We start from the raw sequence: 19,159 nt of genomic DNA, 5'->3' as shown, positions 1-19,159 counted from the left end.
TCTGAAATATACGATATAACATAACAAACATTATGTAACGATATATCGTATCATTTTATACTAGTGCATTGCAATGGTTGTGAATGATTCCCAACACGATTTATGACAAATTATCGCTTGCTAGTTGTGCTAAAAATTTTAGATCAGCCTTAGAAAGGAGGCCTTTATCCCTAGCCTGTTGCAGCAGATCGGGACGACGCTCTGCGGTCAGTTGAAGCGAGCGCTGACGGCGCCATTGCTGGATATTGGCATGATGCCCAGAGAGTAATACCGGCGGCACCGCAAGCCCCTCAAACACCTCCGGCCGAGTGTAATGCTCACAGTCCAAGAGCCCTGACAGCTGCGGATGAAAGGAGTCCTGCAAGGCCGATTGCTGGTCATTCAACACCCCGGGCAGCAAACGGATGGTGGCATCCAACACCGCTAAAGCGGCGATCTCACCCCCCGACAACACAAAGTCACCGAGCGAGATTTCCTCATCCACATAGTGCTCGATAAAGCGCTGATCAATGCCTTCATAACGACCACAGACAAAGGTCATGTGCGGTAATTGCGAGAGCCGCTCTGCCTGCGCCTGATTAAAAGGTACCCCCGCAGGGCTTAGTAAAATCACTGGGCCGCTACTTTGCTGATGCTGCTTAATATCATTGAGCGCATCCAGTAAGGGCTGTGCTAGCATCACCATACCCGGGCCACCACCATACGGACGATCATCGACCGTTTTATGGATATCATGCGTGTAGTGCCGAGGGTTCCATGTACTTAGGGACCAAATCCCTTGCTCATGCGCCCTACCCGTCACGCCCTGCGTACTCAGCAGCTCGAACATCTGCGGGAATAGGCTAATGACATTAACTTGCATTAGAAATCCAAGGGCCAATCAACCTCAAGCCAGTTATTTTCGAGGTCAACCTCTAACACATGGGCATCTACAAAAGGCACCAGACTTTGCTGCGGCTGCCCCTTGGCATTAAAGAGCGGTTGCGGCTCGCTATCGGGCTCGCCACTATCGACATAACGATCGATATGCAGCACGGCGTGCACGCCATTATCCGATAGCTCACGTACACGACCTAGGAGTACATAGTCCTCATCAGCCACGGCTAACTCACGCACCGCCGCCTCATCAACGGTATAAACCCAGCAACCCACCAGATCGACCCAATAGAACTCATCCTCAGCCTGTACCGGAAAATCCGCTCGGGAAACCGAAATCACCATCCCTTTGAGCTCTTCTGCTACATCACGATCGCTAATATCACTAAAGGCGGCAATTAAATGGTCCGCATGCCAGCGGCACTGACTCACCTCAAACAGCTGATGCGCTGCCGGTGCCACGCTAGCGGCCGTCATGCCAGGCGCTAAACGACGCTGTAACCACCAACGATCGACCTGCGGCAAAATGGACTCGGTAGAGTACGGCTTGATCTTGACCATACCACGCACCCCGAAGGCGCCGGTAATGTGACCTAATGCGACCAGATCATCTGGTACTATGGAAGGACTTTGCTGCTGTGAGTGAGCTTTTTTCATAGAATTGTGCTTTTTTATAGGCATAAAAACAAGATTGACCGTCAAATAGTTGACGGTCAATCAAATCCACTAGGATCATCGCCTTTATGCTAATGAGTCAAAAGAGCTACTCCGCCTCGGTCAATCCCGGGCGCATAACGATAAACTCAATTAAGCAGCTTGCTGCTGAGCGTACTCTTTAGCTAAACGAGCAACGGTAGGAGATAACTGAGCGCCCTGACCCTTCCAGTACTCTAAACGATCCAAGGCAATACGTAAGGCCTCAGTGCCCTCAGGAGCTACTGGGTTATAAAAACCGATGCGCTCAATAAAGCGACCATCACGACGGTCACTACGGTTAGCTGCAACAATTGTATAAAATGGACGTTTTTTAGAGCCACCACGGGCTAAACGAATAACCACCATAGGTGTACTATCCTCATTAATTGGTAAATTGATATAAATATTGACAAAAATTAGCTAGATAGTATAACAACTTATTAGCCCTGACCGCAACAAAGCTTCACAACTAGGGGAAAAAGTGTCGCCTTTTCCCCTATGAAGCAGCGCTTATCCTACAAAAAAGTAAATAAATAACGACACCGCTGCCACGCATAGTACGTTAAGCACCATCCCGGCACGGATCATTTCTCGCTGATGAATTAAACCACTACCAAACACAATCGCATTAGGCGGCGTTGCAACTGGCAGCATAAAGGCGCAAGAGGCACCAATACCGATCACCAACACCAAGACCTCTGGCGGCATATTCATCTGCGTTGCCACACCAGCAAACACCGGCACTAGTAGCGCAGCCGAGGCCGTGTTACTTGTGAACTCTGTCAAGACAATAATGAAGGTACAAATCACAAAGATAACTAGCAGCGGATGAGCACCGCCAAAGGTATCCGCCACCAACTGACCAAGCACCTGGGAAGCACCGGATTGCTGCATGACCTGACTGAGGGTAATACCACCACCAAATAGCAATAACACGCCCCAGTCAGTATTATCCACCACGTCCTTCCAGCTAGCACAACCTAAGACGACCACCATCACGGCCGCAAAGATCGCAATCAATGAGTCAGTACTGCTAGTACCTAATAGGGCCGTGATATTGCTACTGAAAATCCAGCAAAGCGCAATAAACACAAACAAGACCAAGGTCACCAAGCGGATCGGGGTCCACTCAATATCCTCTTTAATCGCTAAGCTACCAGTCTCACCCTTAAAATTAGGACGGAAAACTAACCATAAAACATAAATCATCAATGGTAATAAAATGATCACCATTGGCAAGCCGATTTTCATCCAAGCAGCGAAATCCATACCCAGCTCACGTGCAGCAATGGCATTTGGCGGCGAGCCAACTAGGGTACCTAAACCACCGATACTGGCACTATACGCCACACCCAATAAGACAAACACGTAGCTGTTACGGTTAGTATTGCGATCCAAATTGCTCATCACGCCCAAGGCTAAAGGCAACATCATGGCAGCCGTTGCGGTATTACTAATCCACATAGACATAAAGGCTGTCACCGCAAAGATCATCAAGGATGCGAGCAGTAAATTACCGCGTGATAAAGACAGCAAATAATAGGCAATTTTGCGATCTAATTGCTGTATGTGCAAGGCAGTGGCTAAGGCAAAACCACCAAAGAAAATAAAGATCACGGGATCGGCAAAATTACTTAAAGCTGATTTAGTCGTGATCCCCTCAAAACCCAAGACCACCGCAATAATTGGCACCATCAAGGCCGTCACGGTAATGTGCACCGCTTCGGTAAACCATAAAATTGCGATAAACAAAAGCACCGCTAGGCCTTTGTTAACATCATTTTCAAAAGGCAAGAATAAATACAACAAATAAGCCAACACAAAGGCAAGCACAGCAACGGCCATCCCCTTGATACTGCCGCGAGGCATCAGACGTGTTAGCTGTTGATTCGATTGAGGCTCCGTCATACATACGCTCCATAAAGATAGAAAAATCGATACTAGCTGTACTCACATCAGATTGAATAGCAGGCACTAGCGACGCTGAATATAATGCTCGGTCGTCGCACCGGAATCGCGCTGAGCCAGTAATTGGTTTTTAGATTGCGCACAAAAAGCCTGAAAATCCCCCATCGCCTTAGGATCGGTGGTAAGCACCTTAAGCACTTGCCCACTCTCCATCGTAGACAAGGCCTTTTTAGCTTTTAAAATAGGTAGTGGACAAAGTAAGTTTTGCGCCTCAACCACCTGATCAAAATGAACCTCAGTCATATCACATCGCTCCGCAGCAGAAATTAACATATACAACAAATCATAACGACACTGCCCCGACACAATCCATCGGGGCAGCGGAATCAATTAATACATCAGTAAGATGGCCATATCAAGCAATAACGCTTAAGCCAGACAAAGGACCGTTTAACTTAATTTATCCTGTAGCCAAGGCATTACCGCATCCATGGCCGCCGGTAAAGCAGCCACATCGCTACCGCCACCCATCGCCATATCGGGGCGACCGCCCCCCTTACCACTGATATTGGAGCACACCAAGGACACTAATTCACCCGCCTTAATCCGCTCCGTAAGATCAGCGGTAACGCCCGCAGCAACGGATACCTTATCCGCCGAGGGTGCCGCTAAGACAATGACGGCAGACTTTAACTTATCCTTGAGCTGATCGATCATGCCACGTAAATCCTTGGCCTCAACTCCCTCAAGCGACTTGATGAGCACCTTAATACCGGCGACTTCAAGCGCTTCGGCGCTGAGATCGGCACTGGTCGCCGCAGCCAGCTTGGCCTTTAATTGGCTTAGCTCTTTTTCCAAGCCGCGTAACTGCTCTTGGGTGGCTGTCACACGCTCAAGTAAATCAGCCGGATTGGCTTTAAGCACTGCCGCTGCTTGATGCAATTGCTGCGTGAGTGACTCCACCCAAGCAAGTGCATTGGTACCTGTGATCGCCTCAACCCGTCGAATCCCGGCAGCGATACCACCCTCGGAAACAATTTTAAAAAGACCAATATCACCGGTGCGGGCAACGTGCGTACCACCGCAAAGCTCACGTGAGGTACCAATATCCAATACTCGCACCTCATCCTCGTACTTCTCACCAAATAACGCCATTGCACCACCAGCAACCGCCTCATCAAAACTCATCAATGCGGCTTGTACTGGCGTATTAGCAAGAATTTCTTGATTCACAATGGCCTCAACCGCAGCAATCTGCTCGTCCGTCATCGGTGCATCATGTGAAAAGTCGAAACGGGTCTTATCAGCATCCACCAACGAACCCTTTTGCTGCACATGCTCACCTAAGATCTCACGTAGAGCCTTGTGCATAATATGAGTGACCGAGTGGTTACGTACCGTATTTTGACGCTGCTCAAGATCAATCCGAGCACTCAGCTGATCACCCAGCTTAATCGTGCCTAAACTCACAACCCCGTAATGACCAAAGACATGCGGCAGAATCTTTTGCGTATCCTCTACCTTAAAGCTGCTGCCGTAGCCGCTCAACACACCGGCATCACCGACCTGACCACCAGACTCGGCATAAAACGGCGTCTGATCCAACACCACCACGCCCTCTTGCCCCTCGGCCAACTGCTCCACCTGAGTACCCTCAAAATAGAGCGCTAACACCGTGGCCTCGGTCTCTGACTTCTCATAGCCCTCAAAGCGCGTATCCTCGCCCTCGTAGCTTAGCTGCTGCTTAACCTTAAACTTACCGCTGGCACGTGCCATCTCGCGCTGCTTCGTCATGGCAGCCTCAAAGCCTGCCTCATCCACCTCAATGCCATGCTCACGGCATACATCTGCAGTCAAATCAAAAGGGAAGCCGTAGGTATCATACAAGGTAAACGCCACCTGGCCATCAAGCCGATCGCCCTGCTTTAGCTCGGCAAGGGCACGCCCTAGGATATCCATGCCGTTAGACAGGGTTTGTAAGAAGCGCTGCTCCTCTTGCAACAGGACTTTTGTAATGCGCTCACTTTGCTCGTTCAAGGCCGGATACGCCTCACCCATCTCAAGCGCTAAATCAGCCACTAGCCGATGGAAAAACGGCGTCGTCTGACCTAAACGATAACCATGACGCAAGGCACGACGGATAATACGGCGTAACACATAGCCACGACCCTCATTACCCGGCACGATACCATCCACAATCATAAAACTGCAAGCACGAATATGGTCAGCAATGACCTTAAGCGAGCTGTTACTCAAATCATCGGTCGCCGTCTCGCGCGCAGCCGCTTTAATTAACTGTTGGAACAGATCAATCTCATAATTAGAATGCACATGCTGTAATACTGCAGCAATACGCTCTAAGCCCATCCCTGTATCCACACAAGGATTAGGCAGTGGGTGCAGCACACCGTCCTCATCGCGGTTAAACTGCATAAAGACTAAATTCCAAATCTCGATATAGCGATCACCATCCTCCTCAGGTGAACCTGGAGGGCCTCCCCAGACCTCGGGGCCGTGATCATAGAAGATTTCGGAACATGGTCCACAGGGACCCGTATCTGCCATTTGCCAAAAGTTATCCGAGGCGTAGCGAGCGCCCTTATTATCACCGATACGGATAATGCGCTCTGCAGGCACACCGATTTGCTTTGCCCAAATATCGTAGGCCTCGTCATCCTCCGCATACACGGTCACCCAAAGCTTTTCTGCGGGTAAATGATAAACCTCGGTCAACAACTCCCAGGCATAGCTAATTGCCTTTTCCTTAAAATAATCACCGAAACTGAAATTACCCAGCATCTCAAAAAAGGTGTGATGGCGTGCGGTGTAGCCGACATTTTCTAAGTCGTTATGCTTACCGCCGGCGCGCAAACAGCGCTGCGACGAAGTCGCACGCACATAAGGACGCTTATCGTGCCCTGTAAACACATCTTTAAACTGTACCATGCCAGAGTTTGTAAATAACAACGTCGGGTCATTCGACGGCACTAAAGAGGAAGAAGGAACGATCGTATGCGCTTTGGATTCAAAGAAGTTCAAAAACTTACTACGTATTTCAGATGCTTTCATGGGCAAAGGCTATAGAAATAAAATGATTAAGATTAACCCTTAATTATAACGACTTCTATATACAAGCGGTGTCTTTTCAAGTAATTAGCACCTGAACAACAGCACAATAACACTAACGATCTAAGTTAAAGCTCGCATAGGCCTGCTCACCGCCTAAATTAAACTGCAATATCGGCCAATGATCTTTGATCACTAAATAGGGTAATTGACGATGATAGCTCAGCACCTGTCGCCGCCCCGCATGGTCAATACCAACAATCACCGGCAACTCACGCTGCGCCGGCCACTGCACCCATAGCTCATCTGAAGCGCTAAAAACCTGCTGCGGCGAGGCGTAGGCAGCGCCACTGATATGCCAATCAAAGCTGTAATCATGCACTTGCCGCGTTGAGTACTCCCAGCCGTGATACTGACGCTTGCGCTGTAACCAATCGGGCTGCGTACTGCAAGCGCTTAAAAATAGCAGCAAGAGAATAAAAGAGAGAGATTTGATCATAAGTACCACCTTAAGGTTGAGATGGTACTTATTGTGAAGTAGGATTCAGACCGTGACCATACCCGCGATTACTTACATCAGCCGCAGCGCCACCCTACTCGTCATCGGCCAATTGAGTTTGGGCAATTAAGCGGCGGTTAAAACGGTTTCTAAATAAGTGGCGATACACAAAACCGGGATATGCCAACACAATATATAAGCACAGCGCAATCGCATAAAACTGCCATTGTTGGCTATGCGCATTAGCATAATAGCCCTCAATCACAAAGCCGATCGCGCCGACAAAGAAATAAAAGGCCAACAGCTCAAAAATACGCACGGCAAAGCTTTTAACCGGCACCTGTCGACTAACGGTTAATAAGGGCAAGGCAAATAATAGCAAGCTGCCGCCAAAGGCGATTAATTGATAGCTATGCGCTGCGCTATTGGCCATGAGATAGGCCGCAACAATAATTAATATCCACTGCAAAAAGGCACGCACAGCAATCAGCCACGCAGGTGTAGCGCTTGACTCGCCCTGTTGGCGCCAAGGCACAAAGACAAAGGATTTTTCAGTAAAAAAAGGCAATAATGCGCTAAACGCGGCAATTGCGATAATCAACCAAAAGGACGACTCTGGAAACATAAAACAATCAGGTCCATATAAAAAATGACACGACGGCCAAAAGGCTAGCAGACTATTTTAACTGAAGTCTTAACAACAAAGCTCCAACAAAGCAAGCCTTTAGAGTTTATATCGCCAGATAAAGTTCAATGCGCCACGCATAAACCCCGAAAAGTATCGGAAATAATGACTCGCCGCATAAATTAAGGCTATAGTGGACCTTACATTATTCCTTTTAGTAGACAGGAGATTGTCATGATTAAATCACGTGCCGCCGTTGCTTTTGCTCCGGGTGAACCACTAAAAATCGTCGAAATTGATGTGGCCCCGCCCAAAAAGGGCGAGGTATTAATTCGTTGTACGCATACCGGTGTTTGCCATACCGATGCATTTACCCTCTCGGGCGATGACCCTGAAGGCGTGTTCCCAGCGGTGCTAGGCCACGAAGGCGCTGGTATTGTGGTTGAGGTGGGCGAAGGGGTGACAAGTGTCAAACCGGGCGACCACGTGATCCCGCTTTATACTGCCGAATGTGGTGAATGTGAATTCTGTACCTCCGGTAAAACCAACCTCTGTGTTGCTGTGCGTGAGACCCAGGGCAAGGGCGTCATGCCTGATGGCACCACCCGCTTCTCTTATCAAGGTGAACCCATCTATCACTATATGGGCTGCTCAACCTTTAGTGAATACACGGTGGTGGCCGAGGTTTCTCTCGCTAAAATCAACCCAGATGCTAATCCTGAACATGTGTGTCTGCTAGGGTGTGGTATCACCACGGGGATCGGTGCCGTACACAATACTGCCAAGGTACAAGAGGGCGACTCAGTGGTCGTGTTCGGCCTAGGGGCCATTGGTTTAGCGGTGGTGCAAGGCGCGCGTCAAGCCAAAGCAGGTCGCATTATTGCTATCGATCTCAATTCAGATAAATTTGAACTGGCCAAACAATTTGGGGCAACTGATTGTATCAACCCTAAGGATCACGATAAACCCATCAAAGACGTTTTACTAGACATCAGCAAATGGGGCTTTGACCACACCTTTGAGTGTATCGGCAATGTCAATGTGATGCGCGACGCACTCGAAACAGCCCATCGAGGCTGGGGACAATCCGTGATCATCGGTGTCGCTGGCGCTGGTCAAGAAATTTCCACGCGCCCGTTCCAGCTGGTAACCGGTCGCACGTGGAAAGGCACCGCTTTTGGAGGCGTTAAGGGCCGCAGTGAATTGCCCGGCATGGTAGAAGAAGCGATGAAGGGTGATATTGAATTAGCCCCTTTTGTCACACATACCATGCCACTCGATCAAATTAACGAGGCTTTTGACTTAATGCATGCAGGCAAGTCAATCCGCTCGGTGATTGTTTACTAATTTGGAGGCTTTATGAAACAAAAAGAACAGCACTTGGTTTTTGGTGGCTCGCAAGAGGTTTGGGAGCATCAGTCCGAGCTTTTGTCTTGTCCAATGAACTTTGCGATTTACATCCCACCACAAGCCAAAGATAAAAAACTTCCTGTGCTTTACTGGCTCTCAGGTCTTACCTGCAATGAGCAGAACTTTATTACAAAAGCTGGTTTTCAGCGCTATGCAGCCGAACAGGGACTGATTGTCGTCTGCCCGGACACTAGCCCTCGCGGTGAGGATGTGGCTGATGATGAGGGCTATGATTTAGGTCAAGGTGCTGGCTTTTACCTTAATGCCACCGAAGCGCCTTGGGCAAAGCACTACCGCATGTACGATTACATTGTCGAAGAATTGCCGGCCTTGATCCGTGAGCATTTCCCCGTGAGCGATAAGCAATCTATTTGCGGCCATTCAATGGGTGGTCATGGCGCATTAGTACTGGCACTTAAAAATCCCGAGTTTTATACTAGCGTATCTGCCTTTGCACCGATTGTCTCACCTACGCAAGTGCCTTGGGGTCACAAAGCCCTTGGCGCCTATTTAGGTGATGACAAGACGGCCTGGCAACAATACGATGCGGTCAAACTCATTGAACATGGCGCTCGTGTACGCAGCTTATTAGTGGACCAGGGGCTGGCGGATACTTTCTACGAGGAGCAATTGCGCACACCGCTGCTAGAAAAAGCCTGCGCGGATGCTGGGATCGCTGCGGATATTCGCTATCACGAAGGCTATGACCATAGCTACTACTTTATTGCTAGCTTTATCGTAGAGCATATTGCTTATCACGCTGACAAACTACGCTCAGACTAAAGCGTCGACAGTATAAACAACCGGGCCTTATTCAAACTGACTAAGGCCCTGATTTTATTCACCACTAAGACAATTCAATCCACTGTCGATCCCGATCTAAAATCCATACCGAGACCTTTGAAATCTGCTTTAAGGTGTTCTTAATCGACTCTATTGGCATTATCGAAAAGGCCGTTGCCAAAGCATCTGCTTGAGTTGCGGTTGGAGCAATTACTGTAACACTTAAATAGCGCTCATCGGATTGTGAAGTTGCGGGATCAAAGATATGATTAATACTTTTTTCATAGCTTAGATAAGTGCCTCTAGAAGATGAGGTTGCCATTGCTTGATTACCGAGTTCAAGCGTTTTTAAAATCTGACTAGCATCAAGCGGATCAGCTATCCCCAAGGACCAAGGTGCTTTGCCCAACGGTAATAAACCACGAATTTCACCCATATTGATTAGGGCATGGTCTACTCCTCGTTGTTGCATTAGATCCGTGACTCTATCGGTAATAAAACCCTGAGCAATGCCATTGAGAGTAATACGCTGTCCCGGTTTTGCTAAGCGAATACGATTAGGCGTTAATTGAATACCGTCCCAACCTAGTAAGTGCCGCACTTCTGTCATTCTTGCCTTTAACTCCTCCGGACTGGCCTGAGGATTCTCAATAAGATAATCTCTATAAGTTTCCCAAAGTATCTGAACAGTTGGGTCGAACACTCCGTGAGTTAATCTGACATGCTCATCAGCTAAAGACATTAGCCAATAAAAATCATGAGAAAATCCGGAGACTTCACCCTCATTATTTAAGTGGCTAATAACACTATCATCTCGGTATAAACTAAACAAACGCTCTTGACGCTGAACCTCTTTTAATATGGCCTGAAGCAGGTGACGGGCCTCGTGCTTATCCTCGTGGTAGATTTTTAACTGTGCATCAGCGCCTAGCGCAATCCCACGCCACTCTAACAATTCCACCTCATTGGAATTAGCAAGTGACACCAGCGGCCATTGTGATAGCGCTACTGTGCTACAAAACAAAGCAAGAATTTGTCTTCGCTTGGTCTTAAAAGGTTGCTTCATCATTTTTCACCAATTAGTGATTATGGTGCGCATCATGGGCAGAATGCTCTGCTTTAGAACCATGATTATCATGAGCACCTTGTGTGCCATGTCCTGCATGCGATTGTGGAGGTTGCTGGAACACAAAAGACTTTGGCATTTCATCAAAGGTCACCACACGTCCACCATGAGTGCTGGAATATTCTTCGGCCTTTGCGCGCTCTTTAAACGGTAAAGCATCTGAGCTACCCATCCCCCCGACAAAAGAACTTTCAATCACATAAAAAGCGGTTTTTGCGTCTAGCCATTTTTTGTTTACGCTGTGGTCAGTCCAATCTTCTACATCTGTAGCGTCATTAACGTACATAGCGCTAATATTTTTAGCCTCTTCTGGCAATAGACGGAAAGCAAAGAGCTGATTTACCTCGGTAAACCAAATCGGATCCTCCTGATCTGTCAAGAATAAATGTGCTTTAGGACCATCGTGCTCAGACAAAAACATATGACAAAAATGCCCTGTTGAGTCATCACTGATTTGTGCAGCAAGAGGTACTTCTACAGACTCTGAACTTGGTTTACAAGCAGTCAGGCTAAAACATAATAATAAAGAAGCTCCAATCACTTTAAATGTCATTTTCATCAAAATTTCTCCGATATGTTATAACTGCTTACGATTAAATACTGCTACAGCAAGAATAAAGGGCACCATTACCCATAAGCTTAAGGCGACATACAAAACACTGACTCGCAAATTCATTTGATCACTCAACCCCGCCATTCCTGCAAAAACAGAAATATTTTCAGAGTCCACTAAATTCAGTAAACGGTAAATATCAGCTGGATTAAAGAGTAATATATAGTTCAGCGTATCAGCGGTAATCGTTTGCTGCGTATCGGCCACCAAAATACCGATCAGTGCGATATCAAAAATCACCACCATAAAGAGCCATACAAAAAGTGCTAAACCAGCAGCAGTGGCTCGCTCTTTAACCAGCGTACTCAGCAAATAGCCAAGACTTAAAAAACTCGCCCCCAAAAAAATACTTAAAGTAATCATTTTGGAGAAATCTATCCACGCCTCAGTGCTAGAACCGTAAATAAAATGCAATACGAGTCCGGCAATCCCATAACCCACGACGGTAGCAATCGCTAAAATAGCCACATGCCCAATAAACTTTCCAGCTAACACGTGCCAACGCGCAACTGGATAACTTAGCAACAAAGACATCGTGCCACGCTCAACCTCACCAACAATGGCGTCATAACTAAGCAATAAGGCAATCAGTGGAATTAAAAATATCGATAGACTGGACAAACTCACCAACGTCACGGTTAAAGGATCAACCTTGACCGTACCAGTCGGAGCTGTACCCAATAAACCAAGCACCAAAGCAAACACCACTAACAATAAAGTGGTTGCCAATACCCAGCGATTTCTTAAACCGTCACGGATTTCTTTTAGACTGATAGACAGGATTTGCCTCATACATCCTCTCTTCTTAAATAATGAGCATAGATTTCATCTAAACTCGGCGCATATGTATTCACATCCAAAACGTGGGGATTTTGTACTAGCGTACTGAGCAATGACATTTTTTCATTTTGTTCACAATTGAATCGATAAATATTAGCATCAATTCTCTGCCACTCGTGCCCCGTATCCGGTGGATTGTCTGTGACGGTTTTTATCTGAATACGATAGCTCAATCCACTGTCACTGCGTAAACTATCTAAACTACCATCAGCGACCTTAAGCCCTTGATTCATCACCACTACTCTATCAACATTACCTTCAAGCTCAGTCAAAGCGTGAGTGCATAATAAAATCGTTGCACCACGTTCACGAAGCTCACGAATGATGTCGTAAAATTGTTGTCGTGATGCCGGATCTAAACCTGTAGTCGGTTCATCAAATAATAAAATTTTAGGATCACCTAAAAGCGCCTGAGCCAAAGCCAAACGCTGTTTCATACCTTTAGAGTAAGTATTAACTCGTTGCTTAGCGGCATTAGCGATCCCGACTTTTGCCAATAACTCAGGATAAGACCTATCCTTGATTTGTTTTAGTTCAGCATAAAAATCTAGTGTTTCCCTGCCAGTCAAATTCGGGTACAAAGACACGACTTCGGGTAAGTAACCTATATCAAAGCGTAGCTTGACTGATTGACGAGCGGAAGCTTGGCGTCCGAGTAAGCGCACCTCCCCCTTGCTCGGACTAATTAGCCCCAGGATCAACTTCATTACCGTACTTTTACCTGCGCCGTTATGCCCAGCCAAAGCAACGCACTCACCCTCGTGTAAAACCATATCCAGAGAATGAATAACTGTCCGTTTACCGTAAGTCATTTCGACCTGTTCAAGACAAACCAACTCATTTGCGCTCATCCAACAACTCCTGTAGTTTTTCATAAGTCTGGGTTTGCGGCATCCGCATAATCGGTGAGCTATCCATCAGACCACCTGGTAATAAAGCAGGAAACTGTGATTGCGCCCAACGCACGACAGCGACAGCCGGACTATTTAATAGAATGCGGCTGCTGGGTGCCCGCCAAATGACTTGATCAATAATGTCATTAGGTCGATAGGCTGTATCCGAAATCCCATCGCCATCCAAATCAAAACCACTATGATCGCTCCAGTAGTTACCCCTGCCCTCATAAGCCCAGTCCTCATAACGAGTACCTACATACTTGACCTGAGTCTGGTTGTAAACAAAGGCATTATTAAAAATGACATTACCTTGAGCAGCGCCCGTATAATGAACACCAATCTCACATTGTTCAAAATAATTATCTGTGATTTTATTGATATTGGCGTTATAGAAATAAACGCATTTCTCGGCTTTATGAACTGCATTAGCTATTACCGTAGAGTGATTGGCGTAGTTCATCATCACACCCTGATCTCTACTATTAATTGATATATTGCGCAATACTTGGATGCGATCTGAAAACATAATCGCATAACCAATATCATTATCTAAAGATATATTGTCCGACACCTCACTGTCATTGGTGTACATATAATGCACCCCATAACGTAAATTTCTAAAGGTATTACCGGAAAAGACATTTTCCCTACTCGTGTTAGAGAAAATGCCATCACGACCATTGAGAATGTCATTTTTTAAAACTTGACTGCCAGGAGAGTTCCAGACCGTCACCCCATTACCACGTTCTGACATACGTAATTTATTATTGCCGACGATATAATTTTCCCGGACCACCACATTATGCGGCCCCCAAAGATAAACGCCGACCAAATTGTCCAACACGCGATTTTTTTCAATTAAAGCTCGGTGCGCTGTTTTATCCAGGAAAATGCCGGCATCCATCTGCGATAAACTCTGACCAGAATTCATGACCGTTAAAGAACGTACCGTCACGTCTTCACTTTTAATCCAGAGAGTACGTCCTTCACGAGCTCCCTTAAGCACCGCGCTATGATCATCGGGGCCAATGAGTTTGAGATTGTTAACATCAACAACAAACTGCCCTTCATATTGACCTGACTCAAGCTGAATCGTATCACCTGACTGTGCAGCGTTCAGGACGGCTTGTAAATCATCACCTTCCTGAACAACATGCACATCACTGTGGGCTGCTGAGTGCAGCATCAACGCACCAAACAACCCACTAGATGCTAGACTTATAAGACGTTGCCATCTAAATAAAGTCATAGACACTCAATTACACCTTTTTAGGGTGAACCAACATCTGACCAGACATCTCCATATGTAATGCATGGCAGAACCACTGGCAGTAGTACCACTGTACGCCAGGACGTGAAGCTTTAAAAGTTACTGAAGCAGTTTGACCCGGAGAAACCTCCATCGCAATACCATGACCTTCTAACGTAAAGCCGTGAGTCAAGTCTTCAATTACTTCCACGTTACTGACATACACAGTGACTTCATCACCTTGATTTACTTCAAACTGGCTTAAACCAAACTGAGGTGCAGTCGCCGTCATATAAACACGCACTTTATCACCATCTCTAATGACTGTGTTAGCTGTATCTAAATCAACACCATCGGCCTTGGCTTGTTGTCTTGCAGTTTCCCATTGCGGGTCATCGCGATCCCAGATATTTTTCGGATTAACGACGGAACGATGTACTAAAAGCATATCGTGCGGTTCAGCAAAACTTGGTACGTCAGCGACTAATTTCATCTCATCACCCGAAATATCAATTAACTGATCGTTTTCAGGCTTTAATGGACCAACGTTAAGAAATCGGTCTTTAGAGAATTTATTCAGAGAAACTAACCACTTACCATCAGCATCTTTCGTCTCACCCATGGTTGAGTGATTATGACCTGGCTGGTAGTGAACATCAAGTTTCTGAATAATTGGGTCAACATCTTCACCCTCGTACTGACGTCTCGCTAAATCGATATTCCATTTCACTAATTGGCTATCAATAAAGAGTGTAGTGTAAGCATTACCACGACCATCGAAGGCAGTGTGTAGAGGACCTAAACCTAACTGAGGCTCAGCCACCACACAATCACGCGGTTCGATCTTGTCATCAAACAAATCATCCAATCTGCGCACGTCAATTAAAGTGACAGTTGGGGAGACCTTACCATTAAGAGCAATGTGAATACCATCAGGAGCAGCGTTACAACCGTGCGGAGAGTTAGGGATCGGAATATAACGAGTGTATGGCGAACCATGACGTCCATCAACCATCTTCACGCCGTTTAGTTCCTCATAATCACCTTTTTCAATCGCTTCTTCAATACGCTTAATATTAAAGACCACTACCCAGTCTTGCTCATTAGCAGAAGAACCTGCTAAATTAAGTGCTTGCTCAGAGTTATAACAAGTAGCAAAGGAGTATTTACCTTGGTAATCCGCATCACCGTTATCAAGGTTACCGTCAACCTTGACCTGCCATGCAATTTCCATGGTTTCACCGTCAACCGCAGTATAGACAGCAAAGAAATTCTCTTTTGGATTATCCATCACAGTACCATCATTAGGCAGCGGGATAATATGTTCACCATTACAAAATACGTAACCAGTCTTAGGATAACGCTGTGGACGTAAACCGTGAACTGCTGCAACGTTAGGTAACTCAACAATCTTGTCGGTTTTCATTACATCACAGCGAATACGAGCAATACGGTTATTGGCCTTATCATTAATGTAAACATAACGACCGTCATAGGTTTGATCAGTGAAGGACATATGCGGGTGATGCGCGTCACCGTTAGGCAAGCAACGTAAGTTCTGATCTTCCAAGAACTGGCGAGTTTGTGGCGTAATATTCCCATTAAGTATCTCTAGGCTCTCATTGGTACGCCCCCAACCGGTAGCACTACACATATTAAAAACTGGGATACGCATAAGCTCACGCATAGAAGGTAAGCCTAGAATACGGATTTCACCAGACTGACCACCTGAGTTAAAGGCGTAGTACTCGTCCAATTCACCAGGACCTACATGATTATCCAAACCCCCTTCAGCCCCTTTAGCTTGAGCATGGGCGTTCTTAGCGCCAAAGACTTTAGGCAATCCGACGCCACCCGCAAAACCGGCAGCACCGGTAGCTGCTGCCGCACCTAAAAATCGACGGCGCTTCATTTCAAGAATTGGCTTCTTGTCTGCATTATCTTTCATAGTAAACCTCATGGATTATTGTGCTTTTTCAAGCACGATGACTCAGAATAAATAGAACACCAAACTATCTACCCTCTTTCTGCTTCTTGGGCTTTGCTTCAAAAGCAGTGGCATTAGGCATAAAGCGTAATACCTCTTCTGTAAACACCGGCTCCGGACTCGCTTTCGCACCAGGTGATGGACGACGACGACGTTTAGCCGAACGTTGAATTAATTCAGGACATTTTTTCTCATGTAAATACAACATCTGACAATGTAAGCACTGGATACACTCATTAGGTTCAATAGGACCTTCCGGTGTAATCGCATCAACCGGACACTCCACCGCACAACGCTGACATGGGTCACCACACATTTTGTAACGGCGTAACCAGTCAAAAATTCGTAACCTAGCAGGAATCGCTAAGCCGGCACCAAGGGCACATAAATAGCGGCAATAAAAGCGTTCAATAAATAGACCTGCAACAAGTAATAACACTGCAAAAGTAACAAACGGCCAACTGCGCAAGAACTTCAAGATAATTGCCGTCTTAAATGGTTCAACCTCTGCCAACTTCTCGGCAAATGCCAAGTCATATAAAGAGAAGCCGAATAAAGCAATAAAGATGACGTACTTAATTGCAGCTGCCCGATGGTGAATGGCATAAGGCACCTTGATCTGTTTAATGCCCAGCTTTTTAGCTACTTTATTAAGTAATTCCTGTAAGGAGCCAAAGGGACATAACCAGCCGCAGAATGCACCACGGTTCCAGAAGATCATAGAGATCGCTGTGGCACACCAGAGAATAAAGACAACGGGATCCATCAGGAAGTATTCCCAATTAAACTCTGTCCGCAGTGAGGTGGTAAAGGTTAAGACGTTGACTACTGATAATTGTGCATTGGCGTACCAGCCGATATAAAACAGACTAAATAGTAAGAAAGCAGTGCGGAAGTAATTGTATAGCTTCTCGTGACGCGCCAAGGCATGCTGGAAGAAGAATACAAAGCCAAGCAATATCAGTGCAATAACAACCACGATAATCTGTGGCAATTTAGTTTTCCAAATAATCTGCCATAACGGCACGTCGTCCGCAAACATTTGCGCATGATCAGTGACTTGGTGATCAACAGGTCCAGCCGTTTCGGCTTGAGAAGGCGTCGCTACAGCTGCAGCGATGTCTGTCACCACCGGTGCAGAAGGATCATCAATGGTATAAATCTCAGGCAATTGATAATTTAGTTCGACTGGAATGAAAATTTTCTCATGCACGGTGATTTCACGCTGAACTAACAACTGCAGACGCCAAGGTTCAACCGGATTAAAGAAATCATAATCCTCAGATACAAAAAATAAACCAACCTCTTTAAAGCGAGGCGACCCCTCAGCCATCACATCATAAAGTCGCTTATGTTCCAAGTCGGTAAAACGGAAACTATGTTCGCCCTGAATAATATCGAAACGATCAAAAATACCGCCGCGCACATAACCAGAGCCTTTAAAAGAATAAATGCCATTACCGGCAATCAGAATCGCCTGCTGTCCCTCCTTTAGGCGAGACTGCATATAGTTAAACTCAGCCTCTCCTAAAAGACTACGACCAATGGATGGCACAGACACCACTGCCGCATACAAATCAATAAACTCAGCTTCAGGGTCCCCACCTACTTCTTTACGCCCAGCCCCGGGACGACCAGAGTCTATGAAGCGTTGATTAATCTCACCAACGTTGATGTTTAGATTAGCAACAGCGCCCTCTTCTAATAAAACATCCCAAGACTTTATCTCCAACAGGTCTTGATTAATTACTTTAGGTGTCGCCTTAGTGTCAGTCTCAGCTCTTGCTACGGTATCGGCAACGGGAGAGACCGCATCTGGTGACATACCAATTTGATACGCTTGCCCCATAATTCTGGATGAACGCAAAATACTGTCACCAATAACCATCAATGTCACCGTAGCACCACTAATCATATCGACTGGTGGCGGCGCGCCGACCGGTAATGGGTTTTTAATTAAGTTCATACCAATGTAGCCGTTAATGAAATCGACCATCTTGGTTTCAGGAATACCAATTAAAACAATTGGTTCGTGGTGTTCAACTAATTTAGCACCGACAATCTTACCCTCATTATCCAATGCCACTAAGGTATCAATAGGCTTACTGGAATAACCACGCGTGTTCACAATATCCGTGGTCAGAAATACATAGCCCACAGCCTCCTGGCCTTTAAATACCTGAGCATAGGGCGGATTACCCTGAACGGCACCATAACCATCAGCGTCAGGAAACACCTCAGAAGCTTGAACCGTAGCGAGAAACTCACCCAAGCGCGAGTTAGCCACAGCAGCTGAGCTAAAGAACATACAGCAAACAATGAGCATAAAGCTCAGCAGAAATGGTAGAAAGGATTTAGAAAAGGGGCATGCTAAGCACTCTAACTGAGTTGACCCAGAACTATCTGAAGGATTTACTGGTATATTTTGTCGATATAGCAAGATATTCTCCTTAGCTTTTCCTCTACCTACAGCCAAGAAAAGCTCTCTTAAGCTTTAATTTTTAACTTGAAAAATATATGTATTTTAAATACATCTTTTGTAATGAATATTAACATGAAACTTCGCTAGCATTTAATCACTTATT

17 protein-coding genes are annotated in these 19,159 nt (G+C 46.1%); 2 read left to right on the top strand and 15 right to left on the bottom strand.

The features are described 5' to 3' along the window. Window positions 1-100 precede the first annotated feature (100 nt). The 8 genes from trmD to HMPREF3179_RS06340 form a co-directional block, all read right to left on the bottom strand. Complete coding sequence (gene trmD, locus HMPREF3179_RS06375) at window positions 101-862, bottom strand: tRNA (guanosine(37)-N1)-methyltransferase TrmD (protein WP_070470139.1); 762 nt, start codon at window positions 860-862, stop codon at window positions 101-103. After that, complete coding sequence (gene rimM, locus HMPREF3179_RS06370) at window positions 862-1,533, bottom strand: ribosome maturation factor RimM (protein ID WP_052043640.1); 672 nt, start codon at window positions 1,531-1,533, stop codon at window positions 862-864. Before rimM ends, trmD begins: the two co-directional genes overlap by 1 nt. A gap of 150 nt (window positions 1,534-1,683) precedes the next feature. After that, entirely contained in the window at window positions 1,684-1,938 is a 255-nt protein-coding gene (gene rpsP / locus HMPREF3179_RS06365) for a 30S ribosomal protein S16 (protein WP_018027193.1), read from the bottom strand. Window positions 1,939-2,082: 144 nt separating this feature from the next. Then, window positions 2,083-3,480, bottom strand: coding sequence for an SLC13 family permease (locus HMPREF3179_RS06360; protein WP_070470136.1), 1,398 nt, complete (start codon window positions 3,478-3,480; stop codon window positions 2,083-2,085). Window positions 3,481-3,546: 66 nt separating this feature from the next. After that, window positions 3,547-3,783, bottom strand: coding sequence for a sulfurtransferase TusA family protein (locus HMPREF3179_RS06355; protein ID WP_070470149.1), 237 nt, complete (start codon window positions 3,781-3,783; stop codon window positions 3,547-3,549). A gap of 147 nt (window positions 3,784-3,930) precedes the next feature. Then, entirely contained in the window at window positions 3,931-6,549 is a 2,619-nt protein-coding gene (gene alaS / locus HMPREF3179_RS06350) for an alanine--tRNA ligase (RefSeq protein WP_070470132.1), read from the bottom strand. Between the two features lie 112 nt (window positions 6,550-6,661). Further along, a complete protein-coding gene (locus tag HMPREF3179_RS06345) occupies window positions 6,662-7,045 on the bottom strand; it encodes a TrbG/VirB9 family P-type conjugative transfer protein (protein ID WP_070470129.1) in 384 nt (127 codons plus the stop codon). A gap of 94 nt (window positions 7,046-7,139) precedes the next feature. Continuing rightward, the gene (locus HMPREF3179_RS06340; protein WP_018027199.1) at window positions 7,140-7,670 is read right to left on the bottom strand and encodes a DUF2818 family protein; all 531 of its coding nucleotides are present in this window, start codon (window positions 7,668-7,670) and stop codon (window positions 7,140-7,142) included. Window positions 7,671-7,907: 237 nt separating this feature from the next. Between HMPREF3179_RS06340 and HMPREF3179_RS06335 the strand changes: the two genes are divergently transcribed. Both HMPREF3179_RS06335 and fghA read left to right on the top strand, forming a co-directional pair. Next, on the top strand, window positions 7,908-9,017 hold the full coding sequence (locus HMPREF3179_RS06335) for an S-(hydroxymethyl)glutathione dehydrogenase/class III alcohol dehydrogenase (protein WP_141743451.1): 1,110 nt from the start codon (window positions 7,908-7,910) through the stop codon (window positions 9,015-9,017). A 12-nt stretch (window positions 9,018-9,029) separates the two neighbouring features. Then, window positions 9,030-9,863: an S-formylglutathione hydrolase gene (gene fghA, locus HMPREF3179_RS06330; RefSeq protein ID WP_036559628.1), complete on the top strand. Its 834-nt coding sequence runs from the start codon at window positions 9,030-9,032 to the stop codon at window positions 9,861-9,863. Between the two features lie 64 nt (window positions 9,864-9,927). On the opposite strand, the gene HMPREF3179_RS06325 is transcribed toward fghA, so the two are convergent. The 7 genes from HMPREF3179_RS06325 to HMPREF3179_RS06295 all read right to left on the bottom strand — a co-directional run bounded on the left by HMPREF3179_RS06325 (window position 9,928) and on the right by HMPREF3179_RS06295 (window position 18,900). Beyond that, the gene (locus HMPREF3179_RS06325) at window positions 9,928-10,932 is read right to left on the bottom strand and encodes an FAD:protein FMN transferase (protein WP_231552504.1); all 1,005 of its coding nucleotides are present in this window, start codon (window positions 10,930-10,932) and stop codon (window positions 9,928-9,930) included. Between the two features lie 10 nt (window positions 10,933-10,942). After that, window positions 10,943-11,548, bottom strand: a complete 606-nt coding sequence (locus HMPREF3179_RS06320) for a nitrous oxide reductase accessory protein NosL (protein ID WP_018027203.1) — start codon at window positions 11,546-11,548, stop codon at window positions 10,943-10,945. An 18-nt stretch (window positions 11,549-11,566) separates the two neighbouring features. Continuing rightward, window positions 11,567-12,394, bottom strand: a complete 828-nt coding sequence (locus HMPREF3179_RS06315) for an ABC transporter permease (protein WP_018027204.1) — start codon at window positions 12,392-12,394, stop codon at window positions 11,567-11,569. Further along, window positions 12,391-13,293 (bottom strand): ABC transporter ATP-binding protein, encoded by a 903-nt coding sequence (locus tag HMPREF3179_RS06310; protein WP_018027205.1) that lies wholly within the window; start codon window positions 13,291-13,293, stop codon window positions 12,391-12,393. Before HMPREF3179_RS06310 ends, HMPREF3179_RS06315 begins: the two co-directional genes overlap by 4 nt. Continuing rightward, a complete protein-coding gene (locus HMPREF3179_RS06305) occupies window positions 13,280-14,524 on the bottom strand; it encodes a nitrous oxide reductase family maturation protein NosD (protein WP_018027206.1) in 1,245 nt (414 codons plus the stop codon). Before HMPREF3179_RS06305 ends, HMPREF3179_RS06310 begins: the two co-directional genes overlap by 14 nt. Window positions 14,525-14,597: 73 nt before the next feature. Beyond that, on the bottom strand, window positions 14,598-16,535 hold the full coding sequence (gene nosZ, locus HMPREF3179_RS06300; RefSeq protein WP_026156938.1) for a TAT-dependent nitrous-oxide reductase: 1,938 nt from the start codon (window positions 16,533-16,535) through the stop codon (window positions 14,598-14,600). 64 nt (window positions 16,536-16,599) lie between these two features. Beyond that, window positions 16,600-18,900 carry a NosR/NirI family protein gene (locus HMPREF3179_RS06295; protein ID WP_070470122.1) on the bottom strand — a complete coding sequence of 767 codons (2,301 nt, stop codon included), beginning with the start codon at window positions 18,898-18,900 and terminating at the stop codon, window positions 16,600-16,602. Window positions 18,901-19,159 lie beyond the last annotated feature (259 nt).

Origin of the sequence: Oligella sp. HMSC09E12, assembly GCF_001808505.1 — a bacterium.
Taxonomy (GTDB): Bacteria; Pseudomonadota; Gammaproteobacteria; order Burkholderiales; family Burkholderiaceae_B; genus Oligella; species Oligella urethralis.
The sequence above is the reverse complement of the archived record's forward strand: the minus strand, read 5'-3'. Positions and strand labels throughout refer to the sequence as shown.

What these genes read in the sequence shown, in the direction of transcription:
- rimM (WP_052043640.1), bottom strand. Translation starts at nt 1,533, where the DNA reads ATGAAAAAAGCTCACTCACAGCAGCAAAGTCCTTCCATAGTACCAGAT.
- HMPREF3179_RS06315 (WP_018027204.1), bottom strand. Translation starts at nt 12,394, where the DNA reads ATGAGGCAAATCCTGTCTATCAGTCTAAAAGAAATCCGTGACGGTTTA.
- HMPREF3179_RS06310 (WP_018027205.1), bottom strand. Translation starts at nt 13,293, where the DNA reads ATGAGCGCAAATGAGTTGGTTTGTCTTGAACAGGTCGAAATGACTTAC.
- HMPREF3179_RS06305 (WP_018027206.1), bottom strand. Translation starts at nt 14,524, where the DNA reads ATGCTGCACTCAGCAGCCCACAGTGATGTGCATGTTGTTCAGGAAGGT.
- HMPREF3179_RS06325 (WP_231552504.1), bottom strand. Translation starts at nt 10,932, where the DNA reads ATGATGAAGCAACCTTTTAAGACCAAGCGAAGACAAATTCTTGCTTTG.
- rpsP (WP_018027193.1), bottom strand. Translation starts at nt 1,938, where the DNA reads ATGGTGGTTATTCGTTTAGCCCGTGGTGGCTCTAAAAAACGTCCATTT.
- HMPREF3179_RS06355 (WP_070470149.1), bottom strand. Translation starts at nt 3,783, where the DNA reads ATGACTGAGGTTCATTTTGATCAGGTGGTTGAGGCGCAAAACTTACTT.
- fghA (WP_036559628.1), top strand. Translation starts at nt 9,030, where the DNA reads ATGAAACAAAAAGAACAGCACTTGGTTTTTGGTGGCTCGCAAGAGGTT.
- alaS (WP_070470132.1), bottom strand. Translation starts at nt 6,549, where the DNA reads ATGAAAGCATCTGAAATACGTAGTAAGTTTTTGAACTTCTTTGAATCC.
- HMPREF3179_RS06340 (WP_018027199.1), bottom strand. Translation starts at nt 7,670, where the DNA reads ATGTTTCCAGAGTCGTCCTTTTGGTTGATTATCGCAATTGCCGCGTTT.
- HMPREF3179_RS06320 (WP_018027203.1), bottom strand. Translation starts at nt 11,548, where the DNA reads ATGAAAATGACATTTAAAGTGATTGGAGCTTCTTTATTATTATGTTTT.
- HMPREF3179_RS06295 (WP_070470122.1), bottom strand. Translation starts at nt 18,900, where the DNA reads ATGCTCATTGTTTGCTGTATGTTCTTTAGCTCAGCTGCTGTGGCTAAC.
- HMPREF3179_RS06345 (WP_070470129.1), bottom strand. Translation starts at nt 7,045, where the DNA reads ATGATCAAATCTCTCTCTTTTATTCTCTTGCTGCTATTTTTAAGCGCT.
- trmD (WP_070470139.1), bottom strand. Translation starts at nt 862, where the DNA reads ATGCAAGTTAATGTCATTAGCCTATTCCCGCAGATGTTCGAGCTGCTG.
- nosZ (WP_026156938.1), bottom strand. Translation starts at nt 16,535, where the DNA reads ATGAAAGATAATGCAGACAAGAAGCCAATTCTTGAAATGAAGCGCCGT.
- HMPREF3179_RS06360 (WP_070470136.1), bottom strand. Translation starts at nt 3,480, where the DNA reads ATGACGGAGCCTCAATCGAATCAACAGCTAACACGTCTGATGCCTCGC.